At 66.5% G+C, this 12,175-nt stretch carries 12 protein-coding genes; 4 read left to right on the top strand and 8 right to left on the bottom strand.

The features are described from left to right. Positions 1-20: 20 nt before the first annotated feature. The 6 genes from ACFJI2_RS29645 to ACFJI2_RS29620 all read right to left on the bottom strand — a co-directional run bounded on the left by ACFJI2_RS29645 (position 21) and on the right by ACFJI2_RS29620 (position 7,440). Positions 21-1,334, bottom strand: coding sequence for an RNA polymerase sigma factor (locus ACFJI2_RS29645; RefSeq protein WP_377703024.1), 1,314 nt, complete (start codon positions 1,332-1,334; stop codon positions 21-23). Between the two features lie 72 nt (positions 1,335-1,406). After that, complete coding sequence (locus ACFJI2_RS29640; protein WP_132133056.1) at positions 1,407-1,757, bottom strand: YciI family protein; 351 nt, start codon at positions 1,755-1,757, stop codon at positions 1,407-1,409. A 121-nt stretch (positions 1,758-1,878) separates the two neighbouring features. Further along, entirely contained in the window at positions 1,879-2,295 is a 417-nt protein-coding gene (locus ACFJI2_RS29635; protein WP_377703023.1) for a gamma-butyrobetaine hydroxylase-like domain-containing protein, read from the bottom strand. Further along, the gene (locus ACFJI2_RS29630; RefSeq protein WP_377703022.1) at positions 2,292-2,738 is read right to left on the bottom strand and encodes an HIT family protein; all 447 of its coding nucleotides are present in this window, start codon (positions 2,736-2,738) and stop codon (positions 2,292-2,294) included. Before ACFJI2_RS29630 ends, ACFJI2_RS29635 begins: the two co-directional genes overlap by 4 nt. Further along, entirely contained in the window at positions 2,735-6,739 is a 4,005-nt protein-coding gene (locus tag ACFJI2_RS29625; protein ID WP_377703021.1) for a DUF3683 domain-containing protein, read from the bottom strand. Before ACFJI2_RS29625 ends, ACFJI2_RS29630 begins: the two co-directional genes overlap by 4 nt. 206 nt (positions 6,740-6,945) lie before the next feature. Continuing rightward, positions 6,946-7,440 carry a YqaA family protein gene (locus ACFJI2_RS29620; protein ID WP_107870032.1) on the bottom strand — a complete coding sequence of 165 codons (495 nt, stop codon included), beginning with the start codon at positions 7,438-7,440 and terminating at the stop codon, positions 6,946-6,948. A gap of 148 nt (positions 7,441-7,588) precedes the next feature. Between ACFJI2_RS29620 and ilvA the strand changes: the two genes are divergently transcribed. Further along, entirely contained in the window at positions 7,589-9,124 is a 1,536-nt protein-coding gene (gene ilvA, locus ACFJI2_RS29615; RefSeq protein WP_377705928.1) for a threonine ammonia-lyase, biosynthetic, read from the top strand. 44 nt (positions 9,125-9,168) lie between these two features. On the opposite strand, the gene ACFJI2_RS29610 is transcribed toward ilvA, so the two are convergent. Both ACFJI2_RS29610 and ACFJI2_RS29605 read right to left on the bottom strand, forming a co-directional pair. Continuing rightward, entirely contained in the window at positions 9,169-9,540 is a 372-nt protein-coding gene (locus ACFJI2_RS29610; protein ID WP_377703020.1) for a hypothetical protein, read from the bottom strand. 128 nt (positions 9,541-9,668) lie between these two features. Continuing rightward, the gene (locus ACFJI2_RS29605; protein WP_377703019.1) at positions 9,669-10,133 is read right to left on the bottom strand and encodes a hypothetical protein; all 465 of its coding nucleotides are present in this window, start codon (positions 10,131-10,133) and stop codon (positions 9,669-9,671) included. 225 nt (positions 10,134-10,358) lie between these two features. Between ACFJI2_RS29605 and ACFJI2_RS29600 the strand changes: the two genes are divergently transcribed. The 3 genes from ACFJI2_RS29600 to ACFJI2_RS29590 are packed head-to-tail and all read left to right on the top strand — an operon-like array spanning position 10,359 to position 12,168. Then, entirely contained in the window at positions 10,359-11,309 is a 951-nt protein-coding gene (locus tag ACFJI2_RS29600) for an NAD-dependent epimerase/dehydratase family protein (RefSeq protein WP_377703018.1), read from the top strand. Beyond that, a complete protein-coding gene (locus tag ACFJI2_RS29595) occupies positions 11,252-11,704 on the top strand; it encodes a DoxX-like family protein (protein ID WP_377703017.1) in 453 nt (150 codons plus the stop codon). The genes ACFJI2_RS29600 and ACFJI2_RS29595 overlap by 58 nt, the downstream gene beginning before the upstream one ends. Beyond that, positions 11,704-12,168, top strand: coding sequence for a DUF2269 family protein (locus ACFJI2_RS29590; protein WP_377703016.1), 465 nt, complete (start codon positions 11,704-11,706; stop codon positions 12,166-12,168). The genes ACFJI2_RS29595 and ACFJI2_RS29590 overlap by 1 nt, the downstream gene beginning before the upstream one ends. Positions 12,169-12,175 lie beyond the last annotated feature (7 nt).

Here is a 12,175-nt window from a genome sequence, read left to right as displayed (position 1 = left end):
GCAGCAGCAAGGCGCCTGCGCTACAAACTGGCGCTGCGGGCCTGCAGGTAGTGCCGCTCGACGTCGTTGGTGGCCAGTTCGCAGGCACGGGCATATGCGGCCCGCGCGGCGGCGGGGCTGCCGGCGCGGCGCAGCAGTTCGGCCTTGGCCGCGTGCAGATAGTGGACATGGGCCAGCTGGCCGCCCTGCTCCAGACGCCCTATCCAGGCCAGCCCGTGCGCGGGGCCGGCCGACATGCCGAGCGCAACGGCGGCGTTCAGCTCCACCATGGGCGTGGGCAGGTAGCGCAGCAGCGTGCCGTACAGGGCCGAGATCTGCCGCCAGTCGGTGGCGGCGGCGCTGGTCGCCTTGGCGTGCAAGGCCGCGATAGCGGCCTGGATCTGGTAGGGGCCGGGGCGGCGCAGCGGCAAGGCGGCGTCCAGCACGGCGATGCCTTCGGCGATGGCGGCCCGGTCCCACAGCGCGCGGTCCTGCGTTTCCAGCGTCATCAGCTCGCCACCGTCGGAAACGCGGGCGCCGCTGCGGGCATGGTGCAGCAGCATGAGGGCCAGCAGGCCCTGCACTTCGGCGTCGCGCGGCGCCATCTCGGCCATCAGGCGGCCGAGGCGGATGGCTTCGCGGCACAGGTCAGTGCGCACCAGGCGCTGGCCGCTGGTGGCGCCGTAGCCTTCGTTGAACACCAGGTAAATCACTTGCAGCACCAGCGCCATGCGCGCCGGCAGCTCGTCCTGGGCCGGGACGATGAAGGGGATGCGCGCCTCGGCGATCTTGCGTTTGGCGCGCACCAGGCGCTGCGCGGTGGTGGCTTCCGTTTCGCAGTAGGCGCGCGCGATTTCGCGCGTGGACAGGCCGCACAGCGTGCGCAAGGCCAGCGCCGTCTGCGCGCCCGGCGCCAGGGACGGATGGCAGCAGATGAAGATCAGGCGCAGGCGGTCGTCGTTCACGGCCAGGCTGTAGCCAGCCGGGGAGACGGCGCCTTGCGGGCAGGAAGGCCGCCCCTCGGCCGGTGCCGCGGCGGCGGTGCGCTCGTCCTCGTCCCGGTGCGCGAGTTCTTGCTCCTGCTCCTGCTCCAGGCGGGCCAGCACGCCGGAGGAATCGTCCAGCGTGCGGGCGGCGCGGCGCACGTAATCGAGGCCGGCGTTGCGGGCCACCGTGGTCAGCCAGGCGGCGGGATTGGCGGGCAAGCCGTCGCGCGGCCAGCGTTCCAGGGCCTTGCTGTACGCATCCTGCAGCAAGTCCTCGGCCAGGCTGAAGTCGCCGAAGCGGCGTATCAGTCCCGCCAGCACGCGGCCGCCCTCGCGGCGGCACACCTCCTCCACCGCCCGCGTCAACATGCTAGCGAGCTGAGCCGCATTCGGGGTCAGACCCCGAATGCGGCTCAGTCTGCTGGAGCGGGGGCATGAGGGTTAGCCGTTCTTGATTTGCGGACGGACTTCCATCGAGCCGACGCCGGCGGAGGGGCATTTGGCGGCCCATTGGATCGCTTCGTCGAGGTTGGCGCAGTCGATTAGGTAGTAGCCGCCCAGCTGCTCTTTGGTTTCGGCGAAGGGGCCGTCGGTGCAGGCGATTTTGCCGTCGCGTACGCGCACGGTGGTGGCGGTGTGCACGGGCGCGAGCTCGGAGCCGCCGCGCAGCACGCCGGCGGCGATCAGTTCCTGGGTGTAGTCGCCGTAGGATTGCATCAGCTCGCCCAGCTGCTGCTCGCTCATGCCGCTGTACAGTTTTTCATCGGCGTAGATCAGGATCATGTATTCCATGTCGTTCTCCTTAAAAGTCGCCCGGACAGCCCGGACTCCACCACGACGAACGGTTTTGCGTATTTCGACAGCATTTCGACATCTGCGCGCAAAAAAAAACCCCGCGCAGGCGGGGATCGCATCAGTGCTGGTGGCCGCAGCCGTGCGCCTTCGGCGCGGTGGGCAAGGCGGCGCCGGATTCGCGTCCGCTGTCGCCGTCGAAGCCGGCGGCGTGCAGGCGGTCCATGTAGTCGCGCCACAGCTGGTCCTGCTCGGCGCCCAGCTTGTACAGGTAGTCCCAGGTGTACAGGCCGGTGTTGTGGCCGTCCGAGAAGGTGGGCTGCAAGGCGTAGTTGCCGACCGGTTCGATGCCGGCGATGCCGACTTCGCGCTTGCCGACCTGCAGCACTTCCTGCCCTGCTCCATGGCCCTTCACTTCGGCCGAGGGCGAGTACACGCGCAGCAGCTCGAACGGCAGGTTGAAGGTGGCGCCGTCGTCGAAGCTGATTTCGAGGATGCGCGATTTGTTGTGGACCGTGAGGCCGGTAGGCTGTTTCATGATGCTGTACTCAGGTTGGCGGCGATGGCGGCGCGCAGCTGCGGCAGCAGCGCGCTACGGGCGGCAATGGCGGCCGCGTCCGGCGCGCGCTGCGCCTCGCCCCAGGTGGGGTTCGGGAAGTGCACGTCGTCAGTGTAACGCGGGATGACGTGCCAGTGCACGTGCGGCGTCATGTTGCCGAAGCTGGCCAGGTTGACCTTGGCCGGCGCCATCACCGCGCGCACCGCCGCTTCCACCTGCCAGACGGCGTTCATCACGTGGGCGCGGTCGGCCGGCGCAAGGTCGGTCATTTCCTTCACGTGGCCGTTCCACACCACGCGCGCGAAGCCGGGGTAGCCGGCTTCGTTGACCAGCACCACGCTCAGCTTGTCGTCGCGCCAGACCAGCGCGTCGGACGGGGCGGACAGCAGCTTGCACAGGTCGCAAGTAGCTGCCTGCGTCATACCAGCACCCGCTCGATGCCGCCGTTGTTGGCCTTGGCCACGTAGTCCGGCATCCAGTTTTCACCCAGCAGGTGCTTGGCGATTTCCACCACGATGTAGTCGGCCGTGGTGCCCGCGTCTTCGCTGTAGCGCGATACGCCGCCCAGGCAGGCCGGGCAGCTGGTGAGCACCTTGACTTCGCCGGTGAAGCCGTCGGCGCGCAGCTTGTCGGCGCCCTTGACCATTTCCTCTTCCTTGCGGAAGCGGACCTGGGTCGAGATGTCCGGACGTGCCGCCATCAGGGTGCCGGAGTCGCCGCAGCAGCGGTCGTTCTTCTCGATCTTGGTGGCGTCCACGGTGGTGATCAGCGAGTTCACCGTTTTCAGCGGGTCCTGCATCTTCATCGGCGAGTGGCAAGGGTCGTGGTACATATAGCGGGTACCGGTGACGCTTTCCAGCTTGACGTTCTTCTCCAGCAGGTACTCATGGATGTCCATGATGCGGCAGCCGGGGAAGATCTTCTCGAATTCGTAGGACGCCAGCTGGTCGTAGCAGGTGCCGCAGGACACCACCACGGTCTTGATGTCGAGGTAGTTCAGGGTGTTGGCCATGCGGTGGAACAGCACGCGGTTGTCCGTCACCATCTTGTCGGCCTTGTCGAAGTCGCCGGCGCCGCGCTGCGGGTAGCCGCAGCACAGGTAGCCCGGCGGCAGCACGGTCTGCACGCCCACTTCCCACAGCATGGCCTGGGTGGCCAGGCCCACTTGCGAGAACAGGCGCTCGGAGCCGCAGCCGGGGAAGTAGAACACGGCTTCGGTGTCGGCCGTGGTTTTCTTCGGGTCGCGGATGATGGGGATCATCTTGTTGTCTTCGATGTCCAGCAGCGCGCGCGCGGTCTTCTTGGGCAGGTTGCCCGGCATCTTCTTGTTGATGAAGTGGATCACCTGCTCTTTGATCGGCGGCTTGCCGACCGTCGGCGGCGGCGCCTTGGTCTGGTTCCTGGCGAATTTCTTCAGCACGTCGTTGCCCAGGCGCTGGGCCTTGTAGGCCACGCCCACCATGCCCTGGCGCACCGTGTTGATGGTGGTCGGATCGGTGGCGTTCAGGAAGAACATGGCGGCGGCCTTGCCGGGATTGAAGCTGCGCTTGTCCATCTTGCGCAGCAGGTTGCGCATGTTCATGGACACGTCGCCGAAGTCGATGTTGACCGGGCATGGGGTGACGCATTTGTGGCATACCGTGCAGTGGTCGGCCACGTCTTCGAATTCTTCCCAGTGCTTGATGGAGATGCCGCGCCGGGTCTGCTCTTCGTACAGGAAGGCTTCGATCAGCGAGGACGTCGCCAGGATCTTGTCGCGCGGCGAGTACAGCAGGTTGGCGCGCGGCACGTGGGTCGAGCACACCGGCTTGCATTTGCCGCAGCGCAGGCAGTCCTTGACGCTGTTGGCGATCTCGCCGATATCGCTTTGCTGCATGATCAGCGATTCGTGGCCCATCAGGCCGAACGACGGCGTGTAGGCGTTGGACAGGTCGGCGTCCATGCCCGGCAGGTTGAGCAGCTTGCCCTTGTTGAAGCGGCCTTCCGGATCGACGCGCTGCTTGTAGGCGCGGAAGTTGACGATTTCCTCTTCGGTGAGGAATTCCAGCTTGGTGATGCCGATGCCGTGCTCGCCCGAGATGACGCCGTTCAGCGAACGGGCCAGCTTCATGATGCGCGCCACGGCCTTGTGCGCCAGCTGCAGCATCTCGTAGTGGTCCGAGTTCACCGGCAGGTTGGTGTGCACGTTGCCGTCGCCGGCGTGCATGTGCAGCGCCACGAACACGCGCCCGCGCAGCACGCGCTTGTGGATGGCGGCCGCTTCGTCCAGGATCAGCTTGAAGGCGGCGCCGTTGAAGATCTGGCGCAGCACGGCGCGGATTTCCTGTTTCCAGCTGATGCGCACGGTGCGGTCCTGCACCACGTCGAACAGGGTGGCGTCCGGCTGGCGCGCCAGGCGCTCGTCGAAGGCCGCGTCCAGCGCGCCCAGGCCCAGCGCGCGCAGTTCCTCGCGCACGGCGGACAGCGGCTGGTCCAGCTTGTCCAGCGTGTAGGTCCAGCGCTGCTGCACCTGGTCCAGCAGGGCCAGCGCCTGCTGCGCGCGGTCGCCCAGCATTTCGGCGTCGCCCACCTTGTCGTCGGACGCGTCGTCGCTCTTGCCGACCGGCAGATTGCCCGCTGCGAAGAAGTCGCGCAGTTCGGCCGCCAGCTGCAGCTTGTTGGTGATGGACAGTTCGACGTTGATGCGCTCGATGCCGTCGGTGTATTCGCCCATGCGGTTCAGCGGGATCACCACGTCTTCGTTGATCTTGAAGGCGTTGGTGTGCTTGGCGATGGCGGCGGTGCGGGCGCGGTCCAGCCAGAACTTCTTGCGCGCTTCCGGGCTCACGGCCACGAAGCCTTCGCCCACGCGGGTGTTGGCCAGTCGCACCACTTCGGAGGCGGCGATGGCCACCGCGTCCTCGTCGTCGCCGACGATGTCGCCGAACAGCGCCATCTTCGGCAGCACGCCGCGCTTCGACTTGGTGGCGTAGCCCACCGCGCGCAGGTAGCGTTCGTCCAGGTGCTCCAGGCCGGCCAGGCGCAAGGTGGCGAATTTCTCGCCGGTGGCGGGCAGGCCGTCCAGGTAGTCCTTGATTTCAACGATGGATGGAATCGCGTCGCGCGCCTGGCCGAAGAATTCCAGGCACACGGTGCGGGTGTGCTTGGGCATCTTGTGCAGAATCCAGCACGCCGACGTGATCAGGCCGTCCGTGCCTTCCTTCTGGATGCCAGGCAGGCCGGCCAGGAATTTGTCGGTCACGTCCTTGCCCAGGCCTTCCTTGCGGAACACGCGGCCGGCAATCTCCAGGATCTCGGTCTTGAACGGCTCGCCTTTCGATTCGCCGCGCGCGTTCGGATGGGTCCATTCGAGCTTGAAGCGGGCCAGCGGCGTGTCGTGGATCTTGGACAGGTTGTGGTCCAGGCGCGTGACTTCCAGCCAGTCGCCGTTCGGATCGACCATCTTCCAGGAAGCCAGGTTGTCCAGCGCGGTGCCCCACAGCACGGCCTTCTTGCCGCCCGCGTTCATGGCGATATTGCCGCCGATGCAGGAGGCGTGCGCCGAGGTCGGGTCCACGGCGAACACGAAGCCGGCCTTCTCGGCCGCTTCGGACACCTTGTTGGTGATCACGCCGGCGCCCGAGTAGATGGTGGCGTATTCCTTGTCCAGGCCCGGCAACACCTTCATCTCCACCTTGCCCAGGTCGAGCAGCTTTTCGGTGTTGATGACGGCCGACAGAGGCGTGAGCGGGATGGCGCCGCCGGTGTAGCCGGTGCCACCGCCGCGCGGGATGATGGTCAGCCCCAGTTCGATGCAGCCTTTCACCAGGCCGGCCATTTCGTCTTCGGTGTCCGGCGTGAGCACCACGAAGGGGTACTCCACGCGCCAGTCAGTGGCGTCGGTCACGTGCGAAATGCGCTTCATGCCGTCGAAGCAGATGTTGTGCTTCTCGGTGTAGCGGCCCAGCACCTTGGTGGTGCGCTTGCGCAGGTCGTAGGTCTGGCGGAATTCTTCGCCGAACGCTTCCACCGCCTGGCTGGCGGCCTTGAGCAGTTTTTCCACGTTCTGGCTGCGGGTCTTGTCGTCCTCGGCGCCATCGACGCTGACGCGGCGCTTGTCCACCTCGGCCAGGCGGTGGTGCAGCGCGTCGATCAGCTCCTGGCGGCGTTTCGGGTTATCCAGCAGGTCGTCCTGCAGATAGGGATTGCGGCGCACGGCCCAGATGTCGCCCAGCACCTCGTACAGCATGCGCGCCGAACGGCCGGTCTGGCGCGCGCTGCGCAGTTCGTCGAGCAAGCGCCATGACTCCTCTCCCAGCAGCCGGATGACGATCTCGCGATCGGAAAACGACGTGTAGTTGTATGGGATTTCACGCAGGCGAGTGGCTGCGGGACCGTCTGGCGTTTCGGCGAGGAGAGCTTGGATTTGTGCGGGGGCGTTCATTGTTTAATCTGCTGCGGACTGACCCTAAGGAAGGACATTCTATCTTATTGCGCCGCACCACGCCCCAACAGCCTTAGACCGCCACAGGGTTACGCTAACGTCAAACAGCCGATAAAAATTCGAAAAAATAGTATTTTCAAACAATTTCCTGCCTTTTGACGCACTTTCACCAATTTTCATGCGACAAAAGCGCGCATGAACCAAATTCATCCGCCCAGGGCATTGGCGATTGTTTTCCAGACGCCGTCCGGCACATACAGCAACAGCGAGGTCATGGTGAGGTAGCGCGCGCACTTGCCGATGGCCATGTAGGCGATCGACGGCCAGAACGGCAGCTTGAGCCAGCCGCCCAACGTGCACAGCGGATCACCAATGCCCGGGACCCAGGACAGCAGCATGGTCTTGGCGCCATAGCGGGCCAGCCAGCGGAACCAGCGGCTTTCGCGCTCCTTGGCGAAGGCCACCTTGGCGCGGTAACCTATCCAGTAATCGACCGCGCCGCCCAGCGTGTTGCCCACGGTGGCGACGGCAAGGGCGGGCCAGAACAGCTCGGGATTGGCCTTGATGGTGGCGAACACCATCGGCTCGGAACCCATGGGCACCAACGTGGCGGAGACAAAGCTGACAAAGAAGACCGAAGTCAGGCCGACTTCCGGCGCGGACAACTGCTCCAGCAGCCACTGGATGGTGGATTCAATCATATTCCCATTATAATGAGTCGGCATGGCGCGTGAGGTACTACACAACAGTACGCTGTCTAGCGCCCGCCCCTTCCCGGTTACCCGCCGTTGAAAAGCAAGTCCTTGCAGCACGCACCAGGGCTCCGCCCCAGACTAAACCATGCAGACTATGACTATCGACTACCTGAAGAAAATCCTGACCGCCCGCGTCTACGACGTGGCCCACGAAACGCCGCTTGAGCTGGCGCCGACCCTGTCGCAGCGCTACCAGAACCGAATTTATTTCAAGCGCGAAGACATGCAGGATGTGTTCAGCTTCAAGATTCGCGGCGCCTACAACAAGATGGCGCACCTGAGCGAGGGGCAGCTGAAGCGCGGCGTGATTTGCGCCTCGGCCGGCAACCACGCCCAGGGCCTGGCCTTCTCGGCCAACCGGATGGGCTGCCGCGCCGTCATCGTGATGCCAACCACGACGCCGCTGGTGAAGGTCGATGCGGTGCGCGCGCGCGGCGGCGCCGGCGTGGAGGTGATCCTGCACGGCGAGTCGTACACGGACGCCTACAACCATGCGCTGACGCTGGAAAAAGAACAGAACCTGACCTTCGTCCACCCCTTCGACGACCCGGACGTGATCGCCGGCCAAGGCACCATCGGCATGGAGATCCTGCGCCAGCACGCCGGCCCTATCCACGCCATCTTCGTGCCGATCGGCGGCGGCGGCCTGCTGGCCGGCATCGCCGCCTACGTCAAGCAGGTGCGGCCTGACATCAAGATCATCGGCGTGCACACCTTCGATTCGGACGCCATGGGCAAGAGCCTGAAGGCAGGCGAACGCGTGACGCTGGCCGACGTGGGCCTGTTCGCGGACGGCACCGCCGTGCGCCTGGTGGGCGAGGAAACCTTCCGCCTGGCGCAGCTGTACGTGGACGACATCATCATCGTCGACACGGACGCGGTGTGCGCCGCCATCAAGGACGTGTTCACCGACACGCGTAGCATCCTGGAGCCGTCCGGCGCGCTGGCCATCGCCGGCGCCAAGGCCTATATCGAGCGCGCGGAGCTGACCAAGGACCCGATCAAGAACGAAACCCTGATCACCGTGGCCAGCGGCGCCAATATGAACTTCGACCGCCTGCGCTTCGTGGCCGAGCGCGCGGAGCTGGGCGAGTCGCGCGAGGCGGTGTTCGCGGTGACCTTGCCGGAACAGCGCGGCAGCTTCAAGCGTTTCTGCTCGCTGATCGGCCCGCGCAACGTCACCGAGTTCAACTACCGCATCAGCGACGAGAAAGAGGCGCACGTGTTCGTGGGCGTGCAGATATCCGACCGGGGCGAGTCCGGCGCCGTGGCGCGCAGCTTTGAAGCGGCCGAATTCAAGACGCTGGACCTGACGCACGACGAGCTGGCCAAGTCGCACTTGCGCCACCTGGTGGGCGGCAAGAGCGCGCTGGCCAGGGACGAACTGCTGTACCGCTTCGAATTCCCCGAGCGTCCGGGCGCACTGATGCGCTTCCTCGATTCGATGGCGCCGAACTGGAACATCTCGCTGTGCCACTACCGCTCGCAAGGCGGCGACGTGGGCCGCATCCTGATCGGCCTGCAGGTGCCGCCGGACGAGATGGACGAGTTTACCCAGTTCCTGGCCAACCTGGGCTACCGCTACTGGGATGAGTCGCAGAACCCGGTCTACAAGCTGTTCCTGGGCTAAGCGGACCAGGCTGTCGTTGCTGCCCCGGCTGCCGGGGCGGCGGCTCAGCGGTCATAGTTGTGCGGCTTGCCACGGTTGCCGACATTGCCGCTGCCAGTGCCGGCGGTCTGGCCGCTGGGTTTTTCGGGCGCCTTGTCCGTCACGGTCTCGGAACCCGCACCGGCCTGGCCCGCCGTGCCCGAGGTCCCCGATGTGCCTGTCGCGCCCGCAGCGCCGGAGCTGCCCGGCGTTTGCGCCGCCGCGGTTGCCGCGCCCGTTCCCGCTGCGCCGGGCGACGTTGCAGTGCCGGCCGTCATGCCCGACTCGGAATTGCCAGCGCCCGTGGTCGGCGTATCCGGCTGGCGGTCCTTGCAGCCGGCAATCGAAAAGGCCGCAATGGCGGCAGCGCAAATCAGTGCGTTGATCTTGTGCTTCATGGTGTGCTCCCGGATAGTGCGAATAGTGGATGGTGTTTTTCATCCACTGTAAGCCGCACGTCCGACGCTGCCCATAGGATAGTCCGAATGGCCACTGTAGGACGCCATCCAGCGCAGTTGCAGGCGGATTACTTCCGGCCCGCGTACGCCCCCAGCGCCAGCCCCGCGCCGAACGCGGCGTACACCAGCACCAGCGACGCTTTGGACAAGCGTTGCTCATAGCCGGGGTGCAGGCGCTGCGGCGTCAGCTTGTAGTCCACCGCGCAAGCCACCGCCGCCATCGCGGTGCCCGCCAGTGCAGTCGGCGCCACGCTGCCTTGCGCCAATGTGCGTCGGAACCACCGTTCGAACAGCACGCCCCAGAATACCGAGCTGGCGTGGTGGATACCGTAGCCCAGCAGCGTATAGCGCATGCTGGGCTGGTCATGGCTGGCGGCCTTGTCGCCCCATAGCCAGTGGCTGACAGCGTTCATGGCGCTGAACGGGCTGCGGTTTTCGCTGTGGCTGCACAAGGCCAGCGCCAGCGCCGAGGTGGCGCTGGCCACCGTTCCCGTAACGGCGCCGCGCCGCAATGCATCGCTCCAGTTTTCCAAGATGGGTCCTCCTGTCGAATGTCTAAACGATACCCAAATCGGCCGTGCTCCGCACGCGCAGCGCGCCAGCGGTACGCACGCGCCAGCGTGAAATGGCGCACGGAGCACGCGCCGCAAGCGCCCCCACAATGCGTGCAGGGTGCGCGGGGCGCGATGTCACGCTGCAGCGCCACAACCCTGCCCGCCTGCCGTCTGCACTGACCGTCTTCGTCGCCAGGAGGCCGTATGCACGCTGGACACGTCCCTCACATCCTGATCACCGGCGCCAGCGGCTTCGTGGGGCGGCACGTCGTGCAGGCCCTGCTGGCGAAAGGCTGCCGCGTGACGGCGGCCGGGCGTACGCCGGTGGCCGACGCCCGCATCGCCTTCGTCGCCGCCGATTTCTCGCATGACACCAGCGCCGCCGCCTGGCTGCCGCGCTTGCAGGGCGTGGACGTGGTCATCAACACGGTGGGCATCATCCGCGAGCGCGGCGGCCAGCGTTTCGACCGGCTGCACGTGGCCGCGCCGCGCGCGCTGTTCGCCGCCTGCGCCAAGGCGGGCGTGCGGCGGGTGATCCAGCTGTCCGCCCTGGGCGCGGACGAGAACGCGTTCACCGCATACCACCTGAGCAAAAAGGCAGCCGACGACTACCTGGCCGCGCTGCCGGTGAACGCGGCCATCGTGCAGCCGTCGCTGATCTACGGCCCCGGCGGCGGCAGCGCAGAGCTGTTCAAGACCCTGGCCGCCATGCCGCTAGGCATCCGCTTCGGCAGCTCGCCGCAGCCGGTGCAGCCCATCCATATCGACGACGTGACCGAAGCCCTCACCCGGCTGGCGCTGCAGCAGGCCGATGCGCCTCATGCGGCCCCGGCGCCCCCCCGGCGGCGCAACGCATCGCGCTGGTCGGCCCGGAGCCGATGCCGCTGCAGGCTTATCTCGCGGCGCTCCGGAACGCGCTCGGGCTGGGTAAACAGCGCGTGCTCACCTTGCCAAACTTCATCGCGCGCGCTTTCGCCTGGCTGGGCAGCGTGCTGCCTGGCCTGCCCATGGACAGCGACGCCTTGCGCATGCTTGAGCGCGGCAACACCGCCGATCCCGCCGCCGCCACCGCCCTGCTCGGCCGGCCGCCCAAAGCGGTGGCCGACTTCATCAGCCCCGACCGCCGCCGCGCCGAACGCACGCAAGCGCAACTGAATTGGCTGCTGCCGCTGCTGCGCCTGAGTATCGCCGCCGTCTGGATCGCCACCGCCTGGGTCTCCGCCCTGGCCTATCCGGCAGCGGAGAGCTATCGCCTGCTGGAACGCACCGGCGTGCCGGCCGCCCTGGCGCCGCTGATGCTGTACGGCGCCGCCGGCCTCGACCTGCTGCTGGGCGTGGCCACGCTTGCCCTGCCGCGAGGCAAGCGCGGCCCGCTGTGGCTGGCGCAGATCGCGCTGATCGCCTTCTACTCGCTGCTGATCGCCTGGCGCCTGCCGGAGTTCCTGATCCATCCCTACGGACCGCTGACCAAGAACCTGCCCATGCTGGCCGCCATCTGGCTGCTGTACGAGCTGGAGAATGCCGAAAAGGCGGAGAAAGGCAAACGCTGATGGAATACTTCGTCATCAAGTGGCTGCACATCCTGTCCTCCACGCTGATGTTCGGCACCGGCATCGGCTCGGCCTGGTATCTGCTGTTCGCCAGCATCAGCCGCGACACGCGCGCGGCGGCCGTGGTGTGCCGCAACGTGGTGCGCGCGGACTGGCTGTTCACCGCCACCACCATGATCGTGCAGCCCGCCACCGGCTACTACCTGGCCCACCTGGCCGGCTACCCGCTGCGCAGCCACTGGATCGTGTGGTCGCTCTGGCTCTACCTGATCGCCGGCGCCTGCTGGCTGCCGGTGGTATGGCTGCAAATGCGCTTGCGCGACGTGGCGGCCGCAGCCGACGCCGCCGGGCAGCCGCTGCCGCCCCTGTACTGGCGCTATTTCCGCTGGTGGGTGGCGCTCGGCATACCAGCTTTCTTTGCCTTTGTCGCGGTGTTCTACCTGATGGTCGCCAAGCCCGCTTAACGCTCGC

The organism is Pseudoduganella sp. UC29_71, from assembly GCF_042693265.1.
In the GTDB taxonomy this organism is placed as follows: domain Bacteria; phylum Pseudomonadota; class Gammaproteobacteria; order Burkholderiales; family Burkholderiaceae_D; genus Rugamonas.
The sequence above is the reverse complement of the archived record's forward strand: the minus strand, read 5'-3'. Positions and strand labels throughout refer to the sequence as shown.

What these genes read in the sequence shown, in the direction of transcription:
- ACFJI2_RS29645 (WP_377703024.1), bottom strand. Translation starts at nt 1,334, where the DNA reads ATGTTGACGCGGGCGGTGGAGGAGGTGTGCCGCCGCGAGGGCGGCCGC.
- ACFJI2_RS29640 (WP_132133056.1), bottom strand. Translation starts at nt 1,757, where the DNA reads ATGGAATACATGATCCTGATCTACGCCGATGAAAAACTGTACAGCGGC.
- ACFJI2_RS29635 (WP_377703023.1), bottom strand. Translation starts at nt 2,295, where the DNA reads ATGAAACAGCCTACCGGCCTCACGGTCCACAACAAATCGCGCATCCTC.
- ACFJI2_RS29630 (WP_377703022.1), bottom strand. Translation starts at nt 2,738, where the DNA reads ATGACGCAGGCAGCTACTTGCGACCTGTGCAAGCTGCTGTCCGCCCCG.
- ACFJI2_RS29625 (WP_377703021.1), bottom strand. Translation starts at nt 6,739, where the DNA reads ATGAACGCCCCCGCACAAATCCAAGCTCTCCTCGCCGAAACGCCAGAC.
- ACFJI2_RS29620 (WP_107870032.1), bottom strand. Translation starts at nt 7,440, where the DNA reads ATGATTGAATCCACCATCCAGTGGCTGCTGGAGCAGTTGTCCGCGCCG.
- ilvA (WP_377705928.1), top strand. Translation starts at nt 7,589, where the DNA reads ATGACTATCGACTACCTGAAGAAAATCCTGACCGCCCGCGTCTACGAC.
- ACFJI2_RS29610 (WP_377703020.1), bottom strand. Translation starts at nt 9,540, where the DNA reads ATGAAGCACAAGATCAACGCACTGATTTGCGCTGCCGCCATTGCGGCC.
- ACFJI2_RS29600 (WP_377703018.1), top strand. Translation starts at nt 10,359, where the DNA reads ATGCACGCTGGACACGTCCCTCACATCCTGATCACCGGCGCCAGCGGC.
- ACFJI2_RS29590 (WP_377703016.1), top strand. Translation starts at nt 11,704, where the DNA reads ATGGAATACTTCGTCATCAAGTGGCTGCACATCCTGTCCTCCACGCTG.